The 20,603-nt window shown below is 64.7% G+C and carries 14 protein-coding genes and 2 pseudogenes; 8 read left to right on the top strand and 8 right to left on the bottom strand.

Features of this window, described 5'->3' with window-relative positions; translation table 11 throughout:
• Positions 1-15 precede the first annotated feature (15 nt).
• Complete coding sequence (locus tag AWC27_RS24715) at positions 16-1,197, top strand: cytochrome P450 (RefSeq protein WP_085672883.1); 1,182 nt, start codon at positions 16-18, stop codon at positions 1,195-1,197.
• A gap of 42 nt (positions 1,198-1,239) precedes the next feature.
• Here AWC27_RS24715 and eccCa read toward each other — a convergent pair whose 3' ends face one another.
• Both eccCa and eccB read right to left on the bottom strand, forming a co-directional pair.
• Positions 1,240-5,403 carry a type VII secretion protein EccCa gene (gene eccCa, locus AWC27_RS24710; RefSeq protein ID WP_085672882.1) on the bottom strand — a complete coding sequence of 1,388 codons (4,164 nt, stop codon included), beginning with the start codon at positions 5,401-5,403 and terminating at the stop codon, positions 1,240-1,242.
• Positions 5,400-6,920 (bottom strand): type VII secretion protein EccB, encoded by a 1,521-nt coding sequence (eccB, locus tag AWC27_RS24705; RefSeq protein ID WP_085672881.1) that lies wholly within the window; start codon positions 6,918-6,920, stop codon positions 5,400-5,402. The genes eccCa and eccB overlap by 4 nt, the downstream gene beginning before the upstream one ends.
• 312 nt (positions 6,921-7,232) lie before the next feature.
• On the opposite strand from eccB, the gene malQ reads away from it, so the two are divergent.
• The 5 genes from malQ to AWC27_RS24680 all read left to right on the top strand — a co-directional run bounded on the left by malQ (position 7,233) and on the right by AWC27_RS24680 (position 13,115).
• Positions 7,233-9,374: a 4-alpha-glucanotransferase gene (gene malQ / locus AWC27_RS24700; protein ID WP_085672914.1), complete on the top strand. Its 2,142-nt coding sequence runs from the start codon at positions 7,233-7,235 to the stop codon at positions 9,372-9,374.
• A 165-nt stretch (positions 9,375-9,539) separates the two neighbouring features.
• Positions 9,540-11,276: a molybdopterin-dependent oxidoreductase gene (locus AWC27_RS24695; protein WP_085672913.1), complete on the top strand. Its 1,737-nt coding sequence runs from the start codon at positions 9,540-9,542 to the stop codon at positions 11,274-11,276.
• Between the two features lie 66 nt (positions 11,277-11,342).
• On the top strand, positions 11,343-12,218 hold the full coding sequence (locus AWC27_RS24690) for an LLM class F420-dependent oxidoreductase (RefSeq protein WP_085672912.1): 876 nt from the start codon (positions 11,343-11,345) through the stop codon (positions 12,216-12,218).
• Positions 12,218-12,682, top strand: coding sequence for a nuclear transport factor 2 family protein (locus AWC27_RS24685; protein WP_085672880.1), 465 nt, complete (start codon positions 12,218-12,220; stop codon positions 12,680-12,682). The genes AWC27_RS24690 and AWC27_RS24685 overlap by 1 nt, the downstream gene beginning before the upstream one ends.
• A gap of 130 nt (positions 12,683-12,812) precedes the next feature.
• Positions 12,813-13,115, top strand: a complete 303-nt coding sequence (locus AWC27_RS24680) for a LapA family protein (RefSeq protein ID WP_245847512.1) — start codon at positions 12,813-12,815, stop codon at positions 13,113-13,115.
• 24 nt (positions 13,116-13,139) lie between these two features.
• On the opposite strand, the gene AWC27_RS24675 is transcribed toward AWC27_RS24680, so the two are convergent.
• Both AWC27_RS24675 and AWC27_RS24670 read right to left on the bottom strand, forming a co-directional pair.
• Positions 13,140-13,568, bottom strand: coding sequence for a type II toxin-antitoxin system Rv0910 family toxin (locus tag AWC27_RS24675; protein WP_085672879.1), 429 nt, complete (start codon positions 13,566-13,568; stop codon positions 13,140-13,142).
• Between the two features lie 328 nt (positions 13,569-13,896).
• Positions 13,897-14,460, bottom strand: a complete 564-nt coding sequence (locus AWC27_RS24670; protein ID WP_085672878.1) for a hypothetical protein — start codon at positions 14,458-14,460, stop codon at positions 13,897-13,899.
• Between the two features lie 267 nt (positions 14,461-14,727).
• Here AWC27_RS24670 and AWC27_RS24665 point away from each other — a divergent pair, with 267 nt between their 5' ends.
• Together AWC27_RS24665 and AWC27_RS24660 are read left to right on the top strand one after the other, a co-directional pair.
• Positions 14,728-16,581 (top strand): DUF4407 domain-containing protein, encoded by a 1,854-nt coding sequence (locus AWC27_RS24665; RefSeq protein WP_085672877.1) that lies wholly within the window; start codon positions 14,728-14,730, stop codon positions 16,579-16,581.
• A gap of 174 nt (positions 16,582-16,755) precedes the next feature.
• A pseudogene (locus AWC27_RS24660) lies at positions 16,756-17,178 on the top strand (DUF6941 family protein); the annotation flags it as partial.
• Positions 17,179-17,183: 5 nt separating this feature from the next.
• On the opposite strand, the pseudogene AWC27_RS24655 reads toward AWC27_RS24660, so the two are convergent.
• The 4 genes and pseudogenes from AWC27_RS24655 to AWC27_RS24640 all read right to left on the bottom strand — a co-directional run.
• Positions 17,184-17,642 (bottom strand): annotated as a pseudogene (locus AWC27_RS24655) (GAF domain-containing protein); the annotation flags it as partial.
• 257 nt (positions 17,643-17,899) lie between these two features.
• A complete protein-coding gene (locus AWC27_RS24650; protein ID WP_085672876.1) occupies positions 17,900-18,556 on the bottom strand; it encodes a response regulator in 657 nt (218 codons plus the stop codon).
• Between the two features lie 144 nt (positions 18,557-18,700).
• Positions 18,701-19,471 carry a universal stress protein gene (locus tag AWC27_RS24645; protein WP_085672875.1) on the bottom strand — a complete coding sequence of 257 codons (771 nt, stop codon included), beginning with the start codon at positions 19,469-19,471 and terminating at the stop codon, positions 18,701-18,703.
• A gap of 117 nt (positions 19,472-19,588) precedes the next feature.
• Positions 19,589-20,602: a 1-phosphofructokinase family hexose kinase gene (locus AWC27_RS24640; RefSeq protein ID WP_211281708.1), complete on the bottom strand. Its 1,014-nt coding sequence runs from the start codon at positions 20,600-20,602 to the stop codon at positions 19,589-19,591.
• Position 20,603: the final 1 nt, after the last annotated feature.

Below are 20,603 nucleotides of genomic sequence, written 5' to 3'. Positions count from 1 at the left end.
GATCTGAAGAAGCACATGAGCACTGTCGACAGCGGGCAGGCGAACGCGTTCTATTTGCCGCGCCTGGAGTACTCGACGTTGCCGATGACTGCCGACAGAGGTGTCGGGTGGAAGATCCTCCGCGACGCCGGGCCGGTGGTGTTCATGAACGGCTGGTACTACCTGACGCGTCGTGAAGATGTGCTCGCAGCACTGCGTGACACCAAGGCGTTTTCGTCCAGGGAAGCGCTCCAGCCGCCGGACAACCCACTGCCTGTGGTGCCACTGGGATTCGACCCGCCGGAGCACACTCGATACCGCAAGATCCTGCAGCCCTTCTTCAGCCCGTCCGCGCTGGCCAAGAAACGGCCGGCACTGCTGGAGCAGACCGTCGCGATGATCGACGCCATTGCGGTGCGAGGTGAATGTGAGGCGATGGCAGATCTGGCGAATCTGTTCCCGTTTCAGCTGTTTCTGGTCCTCTACGGTTTGCCATTGGAGGATCGGGACCGGTTGATCGGCTGGAAAGACGCCGTGATCGGTATGTCGGACAAGCCCTACCCCGCTGAGGCCGACGTCGCTGCTTCGCGGGAACTGTTCGAATACCTCGCACAAGCGATTGCCGATCGCAAGCAGAATCCGGGCCCCGACGTCTTGTCGCAGGTGCTCATCGGTGCCGATCCGTTGAGCGAGATCGAGGTGTTGGGCCTCAGCCATCTCTTGATCCTGGCAGGACTGGATACGGTGACCGCCGCGGTGGGTTTCTGCTTGCTCGAACTCGCACGGCGGCCCCAGCTTCGGGAGCTGCTGCGCGACGATCCCAAACAGGTCAGGGTCTTCATCGAGGAGATCGTCCGCCTTGAGCCGTCTGCGCCGGTGGCACCTCGGATCACCACGCAGATCGTCAATGTCGGCGGCATGGTGCTGCCCGCGGGCTCCAGGGTGCGGCTGTGCATGGCCGCGATCAACCGGGACGGTTCCGATGAAATATCCACCGATGAACTTGTGATGGACGGAAAGGTGCACCGGCACTGGGGTTTCGGCGGCGGACCGCACCGCTGTCTGGGCTCTCACCTGGCGCGGGTGGAGCTCACGCTGCTGGTCGGTGAGTGGCTGAAGAGAATCCCCGACTTCGAGCTGGCCCCGGACTACACGCCCGAAATCAGGTTTCCCTCAAAGTCTTTCGCGCTCAAGACGTTGCCGCTGCGCTGGGGCTGAACCGGTCGATCCGGGTCCAGCCCCAGCGACGACAGCAGATTTTTACTTGCGCACCTCGGTGGCTGCCACCTGGACGAACACGCCGGTGTCCTCGGCCATCAGCAGGCCTCGGCCGCGGGGCAGCGGACCGCCCTTCATCTTGCCGCGGATGAAGCCCTCGTCCGGGTCGGCGTCCATGACCAGCAACGGCGCATTGGCCTGATGCAGAGCCCGCAGCATCGGGTCGCTGCCGGCCGACGACCAGCCGCCGAAGCTACGGGTGACGATCACATGCAACCCCAGGTCGGCGGCACGGTTTACGAATGGAACCACCTTGTGTAGCGGTGAATCGAAACCTGGCGGCAGCTGCTGAATGTCGTCGACGATCAGGAAGATCTCCGGGCCGCTCCACCATGACCGGGACAGCAGCTGCTCGGCGGACAGCCCGGGCGGCGGCTCGCGGCCGGCCAAGGCCGCCGCCAGCTCACCCACCATTTGCACGACGCCGTCGAGGTTGTAGGCGAACTTCTCGACATAGTCCGAACCCAGTGCGGTCAGCAGCTGGCGGCGCGGGTCGACCAGCCAAACCTGCGCAGAAGGCCGTCCGGCGGGCGGCGGCGGCGCGCTGCTGGCGCCGGGCGCATACAACCGCCCGATCTCCGACATGATGGTGGCCAACGTCGTGGTGCGCCCACATTCGCGGCGGCCCGTCACCATCAAGTGCGAGTTCTCGGCGAAGTTGAGGTACACCGGCTGCAGATCCAATTCGGATATGGCCCAAGCGATTCCGCCGGCACCAACGTTCTGGCGAGTGTCGCGCGCGGCCAGCTCCCGCACCTGCTCCACACCGAACCGGGCCGGCAGCCTGCGCACCGGGGGTGCCTGCGCGCTGGTGAGCCTGCTGACCGCCGCGACGATGCTGTCGCATTCGAAGACGTTGTCGGCTGTACTGGCCAACGCCGGACGGGCCACCAACGTGTGCAGACCGGCCTGCGGGTCGCTGTCCAGGCGCACGTAGTTGACCGCGACCATGCCGCGACCCGGCTTGACTGGTACGTCCTTGGCGAATCGGGACCGCACCAGCTTGGCGTCTTCCACTGCGGCCAAGCGCAATTCGACCCGGGAACCGAAGCCGCTTCGCACCGGCGGCCGAAGTTCGGATTCGCGATCGGCGGTGACGACCACATGCACCCCGAACGAGGGACCCTGGTTGATGATGAGGTTGACCTGCTCGATCAACACCTCGTTTTCCTCGGCCAGCGCCCGGTAGTTGTCGATCACCAGGAAGACATCGCCGAAGCCGTCGTTGGGTACCGGCCCGGCCTCCCCGGCGAACTTGCGGCGCCGGAACATATCCATCGACGCGATGCCGCATTCCAGGAAGGTGCGCTTGCGGTCGCGGACCAGGGCCAACAGCTCGGCCACCGTGCGGCGCACGCCGTACGGATCCGTCGGACCGGCCACCTCACCTACGTGCGGCAGCTGAGCCACGGTCGTTAATGCGGTGCTGCTGTAAGCGAGGCAATAGAACTGCACCTGCTCGGGCGTGTGCGTCAGCGCCGCCGAACAGATCAGCGTCTGCAGCGCGGTCGTCTTGCCCGAACCGCCAGCGCCCAGAATCAAGACGTTGGCACCGGGACCGGAGGTGTCGACCGTCCACGGCGGCTGATCGTGCTTGAACGGGCGGTCGATGATACCGATCGGGAATACCAAATCCCTCGCGGTGCCGTAGTCCTTCTGCCACGGGCGGCCGAGGAAACGGTTGACCAACTCGTCGATGGCGACTGGTTTCGTCAGCGGAGGTTGCCAGAGCCGGTAGGGCTCGAAGTTGATCCTGCGCAGCTGATCGATGATCACCGTACCGACCTTCGGCGTGCGAATTCCGCCTTCTTCTTCCTCGGATTCGCCGTCGGTGGCGTGCACCTCGCCGTTGGTGTAGGTGGCCGCAGGTTCGATTTCCGGGCCACCCACGCTCACCTCGAGGGGGGTGAAATCGTTGGTGAACAGTTGCGGGCGCACATAGTCGATGTTGTGCACCAGCACCGGCGCTTCCTCGCCGTCGATGCTGCTGAGGCGGAAATAATCGCGCCACAGGAACTCGGCCTGGAACCTGATGATGTCGTCGAGGCTCTTACGGAAGTACCCCAGGCCGGCCTGGGCGGGTAGGTTCACTGCGTTCGGCACGCCGGCCGCCTGCGCCGCACCCGCGGTACGCGCCTTCAGCACCAGGCGGTAACCCATGTTCTCCATGAGCTTTTCGGCTCGGCTCTCAATGGTCTGCGAAGCCATCATCAGGTGAATCCAGTAGGCACGACCCTGCCGGCCGATCGAGTCGAGGACGTCGACGGCCGTCGGCATGATCCGGAACCACTCGTAGAACTCGTCGATGACCACCACCAGCATCGGCAGCGGCGCCATGTCCTGTCCGCGTGCGCGCATCCTGGCCCGTACCGAGTTGTATTCCTTGGCGTCGTCGACACCGGCGCTGTCGCAGATCGCCTTGCGGCGCGCGATCTCGCCCCACAGCGCGTCCAGGAAACGTTCCATCAGCGCCTGGTCTTCTTCCAGGTCGGTGATGATCCGAGACACGTGCGGTACGCCGGCGAACGGCTTAACGGCCGAACCACCCTTAAGGTCAGCCAGCACGAATTGCAGCTCTTCGGGCGGATGTCCGAGCATCAGCGACTCGATCACGGTTCGCACCAGTGTCGACTTACCCGAACCGGTGGTGCCCGACATGACACCGTGCGGGCCGTCGCCGCCCTCGTCGAGCGACTTCATGTCCAAGAAAAGCAACTCACCGTTGTCAGACCGGTTGCCGAACGGCGCCCGCAGCCTCGAACGGCCCATGCTGTCAGTGCGGCTCCCCCACAGCGCGTCGAAGTCGATATCCGACGGATCGTCAATACCGTAGTAAGACAAGATGTCTCGCGCGCCGATGTGGGCAACCCGTTGGCCGATCTCTTCGTAGGCCTCGGCGAGACGCCATTGCGCCAGCTTTTGCGAGAACTCCTCGGCCTCGGCGATGGTGAGCTGGTCGCTGAGTGCGAAGAACCACGCCTTGTCGTCGATCACCATCCAGGTGTCACGGTCGCGAGGCAGGGCTTCGATCACGCCGATCTCGTCGAACTGCAACTTCCGCTCGGGGACTTCCGTCCACATCGAAGAACCGGTCAGATCGAAGAATGTCACGCCATCGACGCCTTCGGCGCTGATCACGTACTCCCACTGCGGGTCATCGACGTCGGCGATGATCACGTGGTGCGGAGTCGGTGTCTGCGCCGACGAACTGGCATGCCGGGGCGTGAACGACCCACGACCGGCGAACAATTCGGCTTGTTCGGCGGCGAACTCGCGTACCGAGCTGTACACCATCCGGGCGTTGCCGGCCGCGTCGTGGCGCCGCGAATCACCGAAGTGTGGCAGCCACTTCACCCAGTCCCATTTCTCCAAATCGGAACTGACCACGATCATCTGGACGTGGTCGGGTCCGTGGGAGAACGCCAGCTGGCAGATGATCGCGCGCATCAATCCCAGCACCTGCTCGCGTTCGCCGACGAGGGCGTACCACGGTTCGACCAAGACCGAAACCATCTTCGGCAGGTTGTAGACGACGCTTTGGTAGCGCCCGAATTCCTGCAGCGCCTTACCGGTCACCGGCTCCAGCTCGATGTCGGTCGGCATGTTCTGCGGCTCACCCCAGGTCACTTCGGGACGCGTCATGCCAACACCGACGCGGACGACGCCGAAGTTGAGGTCCTTGCCGTCAGGCTTGCGCTCCCACATCCGGGACGAGCCCACGGCCGCGGTCAGCGTGGTGGGCGCCGGGTGAAACCACCGGTAGTTGGCGTCCATACTGTCGGCCGACTCCTGCGCCGTCTCGCGGAGCATGTCCAGCATCAGCATGAACTGGGCGCGCATGGCGTCCAACTTCGGCCGGCTCATCTGCTGCTGGCCGCCCATCCGGCCACCGAACATCATCATCATCATTCCGCCGACCATGAAGATGGGGAATATCGAACCGACGCCGCCGAACACGCGTGACCCACTGGCGAAGGTCATGGCCACCATGCCGCCCAGCAGGCCGATCACGACGACGCCGATCACGATCATGTACCACGGCTTGCCCTCCGGCGGCGGAATGCTCAGGGGCGTTGGCAGGACGATGTTCTCCGGCTTGATTACCGGAGGCCTTTCGGGTGTCGGTCGCGCAAATCCACGTTTCACTTCGGTACCACCAACTCTGCAGGGGTCATGTCCATGGGTAGGGTGTCGTGCTCAACCAGGGCGTCAGCTCGAGAGAGCGTCGGACCCTGTGGCAGCAGCCGCAGCGCCACCCACGGCGCCAAGCTCGGCTGCAAAGTCAGGCCCAGGGCTTCACGTGCTTCCTTACTGTCTTCCACTCCGAACCGGGCGCCGGCATTGGTCAGCCACCACAGCGATTCCGCTGTCTGAGCGGCCGGATTATTACCGGTGACCGCGACGAAGTTCGCGTAGTTGGGGCCGAAGTACACCTGGTCGGCTTCGCGACCGGTCATATCGGCTTTCACCAGCGACACAACCCTTTTCATCTCGTGTTGCGAGATCGGGAGGGTTGGCCCGGCGATCACTTGCACGCGGGCCCGGTTCTCGCCGGCGGTCCGTTCCCACCACCAGCAGGTCGACGGGTTCTCCCGGATATCCAGCACATTCAACGGGTTGTCCGGGTAGGCGGACAGATCCAGCCTGTTGACGACCGGCATCTTCGCCAGCGCCGACGGTTCTATCGTCACCGGCTTGGTGTTGCCGGGACGACCCGCGTTCTGCATGATCTGGGCCACCAACGGCGGCAGCGTTTGCACACCATCCACCAGCACCAGCGAATACTGTTGCGGCCCGCTGATTTGTGGAGTCACCAGTACGGTGCCAACCGGGCCGGGAGCACCCGGGAAGGTCGCCGGTGCGCCCACGTTCGGCACCTCGGGCACCAGCAACTCCGGCCCGACCGGCAAGGCGTCGTAAAGGGCGTGGCTCATCGGTTTGGCCTGGCTGACCTGCTCAGGTGTCAGGCCCAGCGGCAGCAGCACCGACCGGTCGGTCGCGTCGATCTTCGACCGGCGTCCTTCCCGGACAACCCACGTGTTGCCGCCGTAGTTCAGTACGACGGCGTCCGACCCGGTCAGGGTCCGCCGGTGGTTGGTCAGGTCGGGCGTGCCGTCGATGACGGTCACCGTCACTCCGCCCGGCGTCCCGACACCGGTTGAAGTGGCCACGGTGTCACACACCAGCCACGACGATGCGGCTGGACTCTTGGGTGCGAATTCCGATGGTGCGCCGGGAATGCCGACCAGTGGGCCGTGCGGCAGGCTGGCGATCTGACTGGCCTTGACCAAGTGCGGATTGTCGGCCCGCCCGGTGATCAGCCGCGCCGACGCCAGATTCAGGGCCGGGTAGAGCCGGTCGCCGACTCGGACGTAGAGCGCGCCGGAGTCCCGGTCGGCAATGATCGGCGACTCGTTTATTTGGCCGGACGGGCTGATGAATGACCACAGCAGCGCACCCAGACAGATCACCAACGCCGCCGATATCGACGCGACCACCGCTAGCGTTTGGCGCCGGCCTGGCTCGATCTCCATCCGAACCCGCCACCGGGTCAACGCCATCGCGGTGCGGCGGGCCAGGAACTGATAACCGGTCACCTGGGTTCGCGTCGATAGCCCGAGGCCGTACCCCGACCCCCGCTGCCCCCGGCTGTCTTCAGCCACGTTATTTCACCATCCGGTCTATTAAAACGCCTGGTTAACGACCTGCATATTTATGAATGCGCTCGTCACTTCGATAACCGTAGGGCACCCACACACACGCCGTCACGCGACGCCGACCGCGCTGGATCCCCCAAGATTTCGCCGTGTCTCCACTGGGCATGGTAGCGGCGATTTGCCGACTCGGCCTGTTGAGCCGAAAACTTCCGTGCCTACAGCCGTGACCTGCGAAGTAATTGGAGCCCTTGGCGGCCGATTCCGGAGAAAGCGCCCCTCTCGCCCCCGGACCCGGACGCGCCACGCAAGATGGGCGACATGACTGAGCTTGCGCCCTCGCTGGTCGAACTGGCCCGGCGATTCGGCATCGCCACCGCCTATGACGACTGGACCGGCCGGCAGCTGCTCGTCCCGGAGACCACGCTGGTCGCCGTACTGGCCGCCCTGGGCGTACCGGCCGACACCGAGCAGCAGCGCAATGCGGCCCTAACTGCCCAGCTGCGCTCATATTGGACACGCCCGTTGCCGCCGACCATCGTGGGCCGCGCCGGCGCGCAAACGCGCTTTTGGGTGCATGTGACCCACGGCGCCCCTGCCGAAGTCAGGTTGCAGCTCGAGGACGGCACGGTGCGCGGTGGGCTGATACAGGTCGACAACTTCACTCCCCCGTTCGATCTGGACGGCCGATGGGTCGGCGAGGCCAGCTTCGTATTGCCCGCCGACCTGCCGCTCGGCTACCACCGGGTGCAGCTGCGTTCCGGTGACCACCAGGCCAGCACCGCCCTCATCGTGACGCCGGATTGGCTCGGGCTCCCCGAACAACTCGGTAGCCGCCGCGCCTGGGGCCTGGCCACCCAGCTCTACAGCGTGCGGTCGCGCCGCTCCTGGGGCATCGGCGACCTCACCGACCTAGCCGATCTGGCGCTGTGGTCGGCCTCGGCGCATGGCGCCGACTATGTCCTCGTGAATCCCTTGCACGCGGCGGCGCCGTCTGGACCGGGCGCACCCATGGAGCCGTCCCCGTACTTGCCGACGTCACGGCGCTTCGTCAATCCTCTTTACCTTCGCGTCGAAGCCATTCCCGAGCTCGTGGACTTGCCAAAGCGCAGCCGGGTGCGCCAACTGCGCGACGACGTGCAAGACCGCGCGGATCAGCTCGACGCCATCGATCGTGACGCGGCGTGGACCGCCAAGCGCGCCGCGCTGCAGCTAATCCATCGGGTGCCGCGGTCGGCCGGGCGCGAGCTGTCCTATGCCGCGTTCCGCGATCGGGAAGGGCGCGCCTTGGACGACTTCGCGACCTGGTGTGCGCTGGCCGAGGAGTACGGCGGCGACTGGCATCGCTGGCCGAGATCGCTGCAGCATCCCGACGGTCCGGGTGTGGCCAAGTTCGTCAATAAACATAAGGAAGCGGTTGACTTCCACCGCTGGCTGCAATGGCAGCTCGACGAGCAGCTAGCCGCTGCTCAATCGCAGGCGGTCCGGGCCGGAATGGCGTTGGGCATCATGCATGACCTCGCCGTCGGCGTGCACCCCAATGGGGCTGACGCCTGGGCGCTGCAGGATGTGCTGGCGCTCGGCGTGACGGCGGGCGCGCCGCCGGATGAGTTCAACCAGCTCGGCCAGGACTGGTCGCAACCGCCCTGGCGCCCAGACCGGCTCGATGAGCAGGAATACCGTCCATTTCGCGCACTGATCCAGAACGTGCTGCGCCACGCCGGCGGCGTACGCATTGACCACATCATCGGACTGTTTCGGCTGTGGTGGATTCCCGAGGGCGCGCCGCCGACCGAGGGCACATACGTGCGCTACGACCATGAGGCGATGATCGGCATCGTTGCGCTGGAGGCGCATCGTGCCGGGGCGGTTGTCGTCGGCGAGGATCTGGGCACCGTCGAACCCTGGGTGCGCGACTACCTCTTGCTACGTGGACTGTTGGGTACTTCGATTCTGTGGTTCGAGCAGGATCGAGACGGAAATGGCGGACCGCTGCCCGCCGAACGCTGGCGGGAGTACTGCTTGTCCTCGGTGACCACCCATGACCTGCCACCGACCGCGGGGTATCTGGCGGGCGATCACGTGCGGCTGCGCGAATCATTGGGGTTGTTGACTCGGCCGGTGGCAGCCGAACTCGAATCGAGCCGCGCCGAGCTCGACGCGTGGACCGCCGAGCTGCGCCGGGTCGGCCTGCTCGAAGACGGTGAAGACGCCCCGGAACAGCAGATACTTGCTCTGTACCGATATCTCGGGCGCACACCGTCACGCTTGTTGGGTGTGGCGCTGACCGATGCGGTCGGTGACCGCCGGACCCAGAACCAGCCCGGCACCACCGACGAATATCCCAATTGGCGAGTACCGCTGACCGGCCCGGACGGTCGGCAGATCCTGCTCGAGGACATCTTCACCAACCGCAGAGCCGCTACGCTCGCCGACGCTGTCCGCGCGGTGACCGGCCATTGACGGCGCTGCTGAAGGCGATGTAAAGCGCTTCCGTCCGATTTGTTTGCTCTAGCGCAACTAAAGTTGTAACTTCGGGCAGTGAGCATCACCGGTGAAGACGCTGATCACGTGGCTGACTCGACGGGGACGGCAACACCGCCCGCCCCGGCAGCCGAAATCGCCCGGCTGGAACGGCAACTTGGCGTCGATTACGCCAAGGAGGTCCATACCGCCGAGGACATCGTCGATGTCGAGACCTACGGAGGCGGCTTCGACCTCACTCGGCGGGCTACTGCGCCGCGGCTGCGGGTCGGGCGCGACAAGTGGTTCAACCTGTTGTGGCTGATACCCATCGGCTTCGCTCTATTGGTCGCCGCCGTGGCAATCGGCAAAGGGCTGCACAACATGCCGGCGGTGCAGTCGTTCATTCAGCGTTATCCCGGAACCGACGTCAAGCACGCCAGGCCCACGCTGCCGGCCTGGATTGGCTGGACGCATTTTTTCAACCTCTTCATGATGATGTTCATCATCCGGTCCGGCATCCAGATTTTGTGCGATCATCCGCGGCTGTACTTCAGCCGCAATGCCACTCCGGGCAAGGATGAGTGGCTGCGGGTCGGACCGCCCGTTCCCGACGATCCGCTCTGGACCGCGAACTCCGACACCGTGGCGCTGCCCCCCCAGTTCGGATTGCCAGGATTTCGCCACTCCATTGGACTCGCGCGGTGGTGGCATCTCGGCATAGACGTCTTGTGGCTGGTCAACGGCGCGGTCTTCTATGTGCTGCTGTTTGCTACCGGGCAGTGGCGCCACATCGTGCCGACCAGCTGGGACGTCTTCCCCGACGCCGCATCCGTAGCGATTCAGTACCTGTCTCTGGACTGGCCACATGACGACGGGTGGCTTGCCTACAACGGTCTACAGGTCCTGGCCTACTTCACCACAGTCTTCATCGCCGCCCCGGCCGCGCTGATCACCGGACTGGGCATGTCGCCGGCACTGTCGCAGCGTGTCCACTGGCTGAGCAAGCGCCTGAGCATTCAGCACGCCCGTTCGCTGCATTTTCTGGTCCTGGTGTACTTCCTGTTCTTCATCGTCGTGCACGTCACCTTGGTGTTTGCGACGGAGGCTTTGCGCAATCTCAACCACATATTCGCCGCGCGCGACGACGACGGCTGGATGGGTTTCGCGGTATTCGTGGTCGCGATGGTGGTGGTGGCCGTCGCTTGGGTAGCGGCCACTCCGTTCACCATTCGGCATCCGCGAGTAGTCCAGCGGGTGGGGTATGCGCTGGTCGGCCCGTTCCAACGGGCGCTGGAAAACCTCAACCCGAAGCCGGGCGCCTTCACTGAAAAAGACATTTCACCGTTCCATTGGCGCAACGGCCGATTGCCCGAGAACGTCGAGTACAAAGAGCTGGAAGAAAACGACTTCGCGGACTGGCGATTGCGGGTGTACGGCCTTGTCGAGAATCCGACGGCCTTCTCACTCGACGACTTGCGGGCCTTGCCCTATCACGACCAGATCACCCAGCACTTCTGCATTCAGGCGTGGTCGGGCGTAGCCAAGTGGGGCGGTGTGTCGATGCAGACCATCATCGATATCGTCAAGCCGCTGCCGGAGGCGAAATGGGTGGTCTTCTACTCCATGGGCGAGGGCGCGACCGGCGGCATCTACTACAACGCCCACCCGATCGACCAAATGACTCACCACATGAGCATGCTGGCCTACAACATGAACGACCAGCCGCTCCCCTACCTGCACGGGCGGCCCCTGCGGCTACGCAACGAGCTGCAGCACGGCTTCAAACAGGTGAAGTGGATCAAAGGCATTGAGTTCGTCGCACACTACGGCGAGATCGGCAGTGGTTACGGCGGCTACAGCGAGGACCACAAGTACTTCGGCCGGCACCAGACGCTCTGAGGCGCAGCGAACCGCGTAGGGTCGACGGACAGCCCGCCTGTAGCTTCGGTTCTCATGAACGTCCCGCTGAAGGCCGGGGTCGTGGTCCCGGTTGCCGACGGTGTTACCGCCGACCCGGAGTGGATGACGGCCTTCGCCCAGCACCTCGAGGCGTGCGGCTTCGAATCGATCATCGTCGTCGAGCACACCGTCTTAGTCACCCGCTACGACAGTGTGTATCCCTATGACAGTTCCGGGCGGGTCGGGCTGACGCCGGACTGCCCGATCCCCGACCCCCTCGATCTGCTTGCATTCTTGGCCGGCCGGACCACCCGGCTCACCCTGGCCACCGGAGTCCTGGTGCTGCCCAACCATCATCCGGTGGTGCTCGCCAAACGCGCCGCCACCGTGGACGCACTTTCGGCCGGCAGATTGCGACTGTGCGTGGGTGTGGGTTGGCTCAAGGAGGAGCTCGAAGCCTGCGGTGCAGACTTCGGCAACCGGGGCCGACGCGCCGACGAGCAGTTGGCCGTGCTGCGGGCGCTGTGGGCCGACCAGCCGCACGGCGCGTCTTTTCACGGCGAGTTCTTCAGCTTCGACAACGCCATGTGCTATCCCAAACCCGTTGCGCGACTCCCTATTCACATCGGTGGACACACCAGGGCGGCCGCCCGGCGTGCCGGACGGTTCGGCGACGGATTCCAGCCGCTGGGCGTCAGCGGCGCCCAATTGGCTGAGCTGATCGAGCTGATGCGCGCCGAAGCGTCGGCCGCAGGCCGGAATCCGGCGAGCCTCGAGATCTCCCTGGGCCACCTCGTCACCAAGATCGATGCCGAACGTGCCGCCGGTCTGGTCGATCAAGGCGCCGACCGGATCGTGCTCGCTATGCCGCCCACCACCGATATCGAGCAGGCCAAGGACATCCTTTCGGCGTGCGCGCAACGGCTGTCGTTGGCGTCTTGATGGCCTTTTCAGTAATCGAACGGGCCGCCCTCTCCGACCTGGTACACCGATATGCCGTTTGCGTGGATGACCGTCAATTCGATACTGCTGCAGCACTTTTCACTGAATCGGCGGAACTGTTGGTGCCCGACCCGCCCGCCATGCTGGAACCCGTCCACACTCATCGGGGGCGCGCGGCCATCGCCGGTGCGGTGTCCGCCGTCGCTCGGGTCTTACGCACGGAGCACGCGATCGTCGGTGAGGTGTACGACGAAGGTTCGCGCGCCGGCGTCGCCCGTGGCCGGATCAGCTGCATCGCACACCATTGGAACACGCGTTCAGACGAAATCGTCGATGTGGTGTGGCATCTGCGCTACGACGACGAGTATGAGTTGACCGATGCGGGGTGGCGGATCAGCCATCGCGCCTTGGCGATCAATGCCATTGAGACCCGTCCGGTGCGCCGGCTGCGGCCATGGGCATGATTCGAAGTCGTTTGTTCCCGCGGCATTTCGGGTAATTCCTGACAATGCCCTACGCAGGCCGGTCGAGGCCGGCCGGGTGCCGTTCGGGTCGGCGCCTCAGCTATTGAAGGCGATAGCAGAGGAGACGTTCATGGGTGATATCTCGCGCCGTCGGGTCGACTCAACTCCATACGCCGGCCAACAGATCGAGGACGTAGAGCGGCTGCCCGGACTGGTCGTGGTCGTGGGCGCCGCGCTGGTTTTCGTGGTTTGCGTGGCCAATTTCGCTTTTGGCCAAGTCACTGTCGGAATCGCCACCGCGATCGGCGGAATGCTGGTCTTCGGCGCCGGTTTGGCATGGCTCTCCATGGAACGCCGGCGAGTTCGCCAAGCCGAGCGGGAATGGAGTTTGGATCACCCCAACCGGCCCCGCTCCAACCGGCCCGTGCGGTAGGTCTGTCCGGTGGCTGCAAGGCCGTTACTGCAAGGCTGCGAGGTTATCGATCGAATTCCGCACATCCGAGCGCAGCACTCTGGCCACGAGTTTGCCGACTGGACCGCCGAGCAGACCGCCCTTGAGATCGGCGACGAGATGAAAAGTCGACCCCGGCTTGTCGTCGGCTACTGTCATTTTCAGCCCGATCCGTATCCCACCCCGGCCGCGACCTTGCAGCTCAATGGATTTCGGTTCGTCGTAGCGAGTGACTTCCCAGTTGATGATATTGCGGAAGCCTTTGACCTTGATGCACGACGAAATGCAGGTGCCCTGTTCGATCTCTGCGGGCACCTCACCGCGCCACCCGCCGAAAATCGTCAGCCACTCATCGAATCGCTGCAGGTCGGACGCCAGCTTCCAGGCGGACGCCGGGTCCAGATCGGATGTGGTTGAAACGTCTACCTGCGCCATGCGTTAACCCGCTCCTCCTGCGCTGCGATGGTGGCCAGGCCGGGCCTGATCGTCCGAATTAGTTACCCAGGCGACGCGACGCGGTAAACACCGAGCGCGGATTTCATCCCGCCCGGCCACCCGCGGCGTCAGCGCCGACGGCGTCGACTGAGGCAGACCTGGTAGTAGGCGCCGGCCGTCGTGACGAAGTGCTCGATCGCGTCCTTGGCCGACGCCGCGATCAGATTCGGGTTGGCTGCAAAACTGGCACCTGGGTTCCGCGTGCTGACCGAAGGCTTTGCCGGACAACAGAATCTGTGGCAGGTACCGCCAGGTACCCGAGGCATTTCTAGATCCCGGTCCAGGCGGCGTCCAGCCGGGTGGCGACATCGATGACCTGGGCGGCTTGCGATTGCGGCGTATCAATTTCCTCGGCGACGTACTGGGCTATGAAACGCCGAATCTCGCCGTCGACACCGGCCAGAATCCGCAACACCTCGCCGCGAATGGATTTGGACGACACGTTGACCGTGATATCGGACGGCCGTGGTTTGGAGACGTCGACGATCAGCAGCAGCGGATCGGCGGCGCGGGCGGTCGCCCGCAGCGCGATGTCTCCGGCGACCTTGAATCGCTGTTTATCCAGGCGCAGGTCGAGAAGGAGATCGATCGACAGCGGAATGTGGATGACAAAGGTGATCAGGTCGCCGAGCTTGCGGGTCACCCGGGGCTCCTGGATCTTGACATTCGCACTGACCTTCGCAATTCCGCCGGGCCCCTGCGCGATCGGCTCCATGGCGAACTCGCTGCCGGCGATGTCGGCGAACGCGGCAGCGACCCGGTCCGGGGTGACGGCGACTTCGAAGAATCTGCGGCCGAAGTCTTCGTAGGTGAGGAAGTCGTGATTTTGCATAGATTTATACCGTCTCATGTCGCCAGCCCCAACGGTCGCTGATCCGCTCGCGTCGCAGGAAATCGACGCCGAAACACGGCCTCGAAACGTTTTCCAACCGGCTCACAAGCCCACTCAGACCGGCCCCAGCGCCGCCTCCGAGTGCCCCAAGGGTGTGATCTGCGTCACGCAACGTTCAGTTGTGAACAACACCACAAGGGGCGCCTTCGATTCGGTGTGTCGGCCGGAGGCCTGCCAGGCTGGAGCACTTGGAGGTATTTGAGTCCCATGTGCGCCCATGAAGTTCCTGAGCAGCGCTCGCCCCTGGCACGGATCGAGGGGTTACTCACCTGGCTCGGCGGCGGCCACTCGCGTGAATTGGCCGAGCGTCACGAGCGGTCCACGCACGCGGTAGCCGGGGCGGTTGTTGCACTGGGCGCCGGGCTGGCGTGGCTGATTGCGAGCCTGGCCGTCAGCGAGTCGGTGCGCTGGCCGCTCTGGGCCGTGCTCGCGTCGACGCTTGTCTTCGGTCTGCTGGTCGGGTCGGTGATTCGCGGTACCGCCAGCGGCCCCGCCCGGGGCCGGGCCGGCATTGCGGGCCGTGCCGCGGTCGCGGTGGCGGTGGGTGTCGTGGTCGGCGAACTTGCTGCGCTTGTGGCATTTTCCGGCTCTATCGACCACCGACTCGATGAGCAGGCTCTGAGCAATGCCGATTCGGTGCCGGCTGTCGCGCAAGCCTCGCTCTCGCTGCAACAGGCGCGCACCGCGCGGGCTTCGCTCGACAACACCGTCGAGCAGGCCCGCGGCCGGCTGGACCGGGCGTTGGTCATCGCGCGCTGTGAATACAACCCCAGCCCGGCCTGCCCGCAAACCCGCATCACCGGGGTTCCCGGTCAGGGACCCGAAACGCGCACGGCTAACCAGCTTCTCGCCGACGCGCAGCGCGAATTGGACAACGCGGTGGCCGCGCGCGACCGTCAGGCTCCCGAGCTGGACGCCAAGGTCGCCCAAGACGAGCAGGCCGTGGCCGCTGCGCGGCACGGCGTGGTTGCCGACGCAAGTCGCGGCTTAGGCACCAGGTGGGTCGCCATGAACGGCCTGACGCTTGCCGCCGTTGGCCCGCTGGTACTGCGAGCGCTGATCGTCGCGTTCTTCGCGCTGCTGTACCTGCTGCCGTTGATCCTGCGCCTGTGGCGCGGCGAGACGACCCACGATCGGCACGCGGCCGCCCGGGCGGAGCAGGAACGTGCCGAATTGGAGGCCGACACCGCCATCGCGATCAAGCGGGCCGAAGTCCGTCGGGCCGCCGAAATCATGTGGGCTGAACATCAACTCACCCAGACCCGCCTTGCCATCGAGGCCCAGGCCGAAATCGATCGCGAACACCAACGCCGTCGAGTCATCGAAGCGCTCGACGGCCCAGTGCACGCGTCGTCGCAGCGTACCTTCGAGCCAGTGGAGGAAGACATGTATCTGCCGATCGCCGCCGAAGCCGAGGCCGCCAGCCGGGCAGTCGCCGAGTTGCCCGCCGCGGCACAGCCCGACCGCGGCGAGGTGCCGGAAAATCTGCCTGCACAGATCGAATCTGCCGGCGCCGTCGAACCCCACGAAGAACACGAACCCCAACAGGAGCGCGGAGCCCCATTGATTCCCTCGATTCCCGATGCCACCAAGGCCGCAGCCCGGTGGATTCGCCCGCTGGTGCCGCCGTTCGTCGCCAAGGTCATCGACAACACCACCCAGCCGCTGCGCAGCGCCCGCCAGGTGTTCGAAGAGGTTGAGGAGATCGCCTTCTCGTTCAAGCGCACCCGCAAGGTGACAGTCAACTCCGAGAGCTCCGATCCCGGCGAGCAGCAGCTGACCGCGTCGTCGTCGGCGGCGGCGGAGAACCGAGCGGAAACCAATCGGATTGAATCGTCGCGCGGACACGGCGATTACGCGGGTACGGGCGCAGTTGGCGGCAATGAGGGTCGGCTGGACGCGTACCGTGACCGCCCGTCGCTCGAGCATGTGCCTGCCCGGGACATGGCTGGGCTGTCGGTCGGCTCGAACGCACGCGATGACCGGGCTCTGGTCGGCCGGGACGGACCGCCGGAGCTGAGCTCGCCGGAAGGCCCCCGCCAGCTACCACCCGGGAAGTAGCGTTGCGGCCAGCCGCAAAACCGCATGATTGGGTGGCGGGTTCGCGGCGTATGATCCTGCCGAGTAATTGCATACGGATTGGGAGCAGGACGTGGATCTGATCGATCTCGTGACGGCAGCAATCGCAGGGCAGGATCTCGCAGTTATACACCCCAGCGCGGTGCCGGCAGCCGAATGAAGGTCAGCCTGTTTCTCGCAGATGCTGCCCAGGCTGACGCTCAATCGGGGAAGGTTCACGCTCTCGGGCTCGGCTGGCGACAGTGCCAAACACCTACGCCGCCTTTCGCTTTGGTGCTGTTTCTCGATATCGACTGGGATGAGACGAACAAACAGCACAAGCTGACCTGCCAATTGCTGACCACCGACGGCGAAGCGGTGGTGGTGCCCGGGCCACAAGGGCCGCAGCGGATGCTGTTCGAGGCCGCGGCCGAGGCGGGTCGTCCGCCGGGGGCGATCCACGGTACGTCGGTTCGGATGCCGCTCACCCTCAATATTCCGGCCGGAATCCCGCTGGAGCCAGGCATATACGAATGGCGGGTGGAAGTCGAGGGCTACGAGCAGGCGACGGTGGTCGAAGCGTTTGTGGTCTCGGCAGGCAGCTTGTCGTCCGATTCGGAGAACGCCCGTTCCGGATCGACATGGGTCAGATACAGGCTGCCGAAAACCGTTCCACGGATCGTGATCGGCACCCCGAGGAACGCGCGCATGGGCGGATGGTGCTCGGGGAAGCCGACAGCGGCCGGATGCATGGTCAGATCGTCCAGTCGCAGCGCGGGAGTTTCGACCAGCGATACGCCCAGCACGCCCTTACCGACTGGCAGATGCCCGATCCGCCCAACCGTATCGGGGTCCATGCCCCCGTGGACGAACGAAAGCAGGGTGCCTTCGGGATCACGGACTGCCAGGGCGCCGTACGGAGCACTGGTCAATTCCCTGGCCGCCAGGATTATGCGGTGCAACGTCGCCTCTAAATCAAGATCCGAACCGATCTCTACGATCACCCGCAGCAACTGCTCCATCTGATCGCGCGCCGCCAGCAGCTCGTCGAGCTGCGCGTGCATTCGGTTCACGAGTCCTGGCTGACCCAACCCAGCAAACGCCGAGCCGCTTTCCTCGTTGGCCACCCGATACCTCCACGACACCTGGGCGTTAAGGCAGCTGTCATTGCAGCAGCACCCCCGAGGTGCCGTCGGCCAGCGTACTCGCATTGCGTTCAGACGGCCAAGTTACCCGGCCAGCTGAACTACTTCGCTGTAGTGTGCCGGCACCCGACGACCCAATTTGGCAAGATCAGTTAATTTTTGCCTAGATGCACGAATTAGCTGCCGGCGCCTGGCGAAGTCGACTTTTGGCCCAACTTCGACGCGAAAACCGCTGCTTGGGTCCGCCTCTCCATGCCGAGCTTGGCCAGCAATCGCGAGACATAGTTCTTCACCGTTTTCTCGGCCAGGAACATCCGCGCCGCGATCTGCCGATTGGTCAAGCCCTCGCTGAGTAGTCCAAGCAGAGTCCGTTCCTGCTCGCTCAATCCCGCCAAAGGGTCCTTCTGCTCGGTGCCGCCGCGCAGCTTGGCCATCAGGGCGGCGGCGGCCCGGTTATCCAGCAGCGATTTACCGGCTCCGACTTCTTTGATGGCCCGCGCCAGCTCCATACCCTTGATGTCTTTGACGACGTAGCCGCTGGCCCCGGCCAGAATCGCCTCCAGCATCGCTTCGTCAGAGGTGAACGACGTCAGCATGAGGCACCGCAAGTCAGGAACAGCCGAAAGCAGGTCGCGACACAGCTCGATGCCGTTGCCGTCGGGCAGGCGCACGTCGAGCACGGCGACGTCGGGCCGCAACGCCGGAATCCTGGCCATCGCCGCGGACACCGAGCCCGCCTCGCCGATGACTTCGAGTTCGGGGTCGCAGCTAAGCAGGTCGACCAGTCCGCGACGTACGACTTCATGGTCATCGACCAGGAAAACCTTAACCATTGCGAATCCTTCCAGCCCAGCATGCGAAGTAAGAGTCCTGAGGTTTTCGGTCAACTTCTCACGTCTCATAATGGCGCAAACAAGGCCGTTTTGGACCAACCAATCCAAAACGTTGAAATCCCAGCGCAAATAGAGCTTTCGCGGCTAGTGCCGCAGCAGCAGCACCGAGCAATCCGGGTAGCCCAAAATGGGATGGCAGTTCGGCGTAACCAGGCCGGGAAGCTCCTTGGCATCGGCCTGACCCACCACCGCCAATCCGATTGCGCTGCTGTGATTTTCAGCGCCCTTGGCGCCGGTGCCTGCGGCAACGATCTGCACTGGCACATCCGGATACCGGCGTACCCAGCTGTCCACGCGTCGATCGATCTGCCGCACCACCGCGTGGCGGCGCCGTCCTTCTTCCATGGCCTGGTGTACGACTTCGTCGTTGTCGGGATCATCGTTGAGCACAACGGCGATCACGCCGACGTCGGTCGGCGATCCGTCGGGATTGGTTCGGATGACGGCCACCGGACAGTGCGCCCGCGCCACCAACCCGGCCGCGGTTGGCCCCAGCAACCCATCGGCTGCCCATCCCCTTCGCGCGGTGCCGACGCACACCAGCGCGGCATCGTGCGACTCGTTGATCATCACCTCGACGGGGTCGCCGGACAGAATCGCGGTTTCCACCTCGATCGGTCGACCTGCGTTCTGTACGGCGCAGTCGGCCTGGGAGAGCGCCATTTCGCCACGTTCAAGCTCCCAATCGGAGGCAGGAGCCGATGCGGCGGCATCACCTGAACGCCTCACCACATAGACGAGTCGAAGTGGCATCTGCCGGCTGATCGCCTCGTCGATCGCCCACTTAGCCGCATTGACCGCGGCTTGCGAGCCATTGATGCCCACGACCACCGACTTGGCGTCCACCTGGTTCATGTCGGCTCCCGGTTGGTTCGATTCGCTCAACGTCAGGCTATTGCGCCCGTCGCCGGCTGCGCAGGAGTCGTTCGTCCTCACCTGCGATGCCGTTCGTCCTCGACCAGCCAAGACGGCTCACACGTCGGCCGGCGCTGCGGCAGCGACCTCCGTGGGATCGGCGACCCGCTCGAACAAGTCCTCCACATCGGCGCGATTACAGGCCGCAGTACCGGGCGTCACCAGCATCGCCGCACCTGCCGCAATCCCCAGCCGAACCGATTCGACCAGCGACCATCGGCGACTGAGGCCCATCGTGATCGCGGCTACCATCGCGTCACCGGCGCCCACCCCGCTGCCGCTCGGCATCGAAACCGCCGCAAACCGCTGTCCGCCATCGCGTGTCGCAAGCAAGGCGCCGCCGGCGCCCAAGGACACGACTACGACTTGGGCACGACCGCCTTCGATGAGTTCTTGTGCGGCAGCCAATTGGTCGGTCTCGGTGAGGAGTTCGCGTCCGACGCATTCCCGCAATTCCCGCAGGCTCGCCTTCAGCAGGAACACCCCAGACGAGATGTGCCGTAGTCCGCCGCCGGAGGTGTCCAGAATCAGGACGGCACCCGCATGACGGCAAACGTCGGAAACCCGTTGGTAGTAATCGGCTGGCACCCCCGGGGGCAAGCTGCCGCTTGCTACCACGAAATCGGCTGATTCCGCGGCCGCCCGTAGTTTGTCCAGACACTCCCTATGTTCCGCCGGTGTCAGCCGCGGCCCGGGAAGCACAAACCGGTATTGCCGACCGGTGCTGGTCTCGTTGACAGTGAAGCTTTCTCGCGTCGCCTCCCCGATCGGCACATCCTGAAAGGGCACACCCGCATCGCGCAACAAAGCCGTGATGAGACTGCCTGTGGGCCCGCCGGCCGGAAATATCGCCGACACCGACCCGCCCAGAACCCGCAGTATCCGAGCGACGTTGATGCCGCCGCCGCCGGGATCGCGGCGAGGTGTACCGCAACGCAGCTTGTCCATGGGACGCACCACGCCGATGTCTGTGGTGATGTCGAGCGCCGGATTCATGGTCAACGTGACGATCCGCGGTTCGGTTGCACCCTGGCCTGCCGGGCCGTCAAAGTCCGCTTCTGCACTGATCATT

Source organism: Mycobacterium szulgai, assembly GCF_002116635.1.
Classification (GTDB): domain Bacteria; phylum Actinomycetota; class Actinomycetes; order Mycobacteriales; family Mycobacteriaceae; genus Mycobacterium; species Mycobacterium szulgai.
Note: the sequence above shows the minus strand (reverse complement) of the source record. Positions and strands in the feature narration are given on the sequence as shown.

Bases quoted from the DNA above. Each gene is read 5' to 3' on its own strand.
- AWC27_RS24665 (WP_085672877.1), top strand. From the start codon at position 14,728: ATGTGCGCCCATGAAGTTCCTGAGCAGCGCTCGCCCCTGGCACGGATC.
- AWC27_RS24675 (WP_085672879.1), bottom strand. From the start codon at position 13,568: ATGGCGCAGGTAGACGTTTCAACCACATCCGATCTGGACCCGGCGTCC.
- AWC27_RS24685 (WP_085672880.1), top strand. From the start codon at position 12,218: ATGGCCTTTTCAGTAATCGAACGGGCCGCCCTCTCCGACCTGGTACAC.
- AWC27_RS24650 (WP_085672876.1), bottom strand. From the start codon at position 18,556: ATGGTTAAGGTTTTCCTGGTCGATGACCATGAAGTCGTACGTCGCGGA.
- AWC27_RS24680 (WP_245847512.1), top strand. From the start codon at position 12,813: ATGGGTGATATCTCGCGCCGTCGGGTCGACTCAACTCCATACGCCGGC.
- AWC27_RS24645 (WP_085672875.1), bottom strand. From the start codon at position 19,471: ATGAACCAGGTGGACGCCAAGTCGGTGGTCGTGGGCATCAATGGCTCG.
- AWC27_RS24715 (WP_085672883.1), top strand. From the start codon at position 16: ATGAGCACTGTCGACAGCGGGCAGGCGAACGCGTTCTATTTGCCGCGC.
- AWC27_RS24670 (WP_085672878.1), bottom strand. From the start codon at position 14,460: ATGCAAAATCACGACTTCCTCACCTACGAAGACTTCGGCCGCAGATTC.
- malQ (WP_085672914.1), top strand. From the start codon at position 7,233: ATGACTGAGCTTGCGCCCTCGCTGGTCGAACTGGCCCGGCGATTCGGC.
- AWC27_RS24640 (WP_211281708.1), bottom strand. From the start codon at position 20,602: ATGATCAGTGCAGAAGCGGACTTTGACGGCCCGGCAGGCCAGGGTGCA.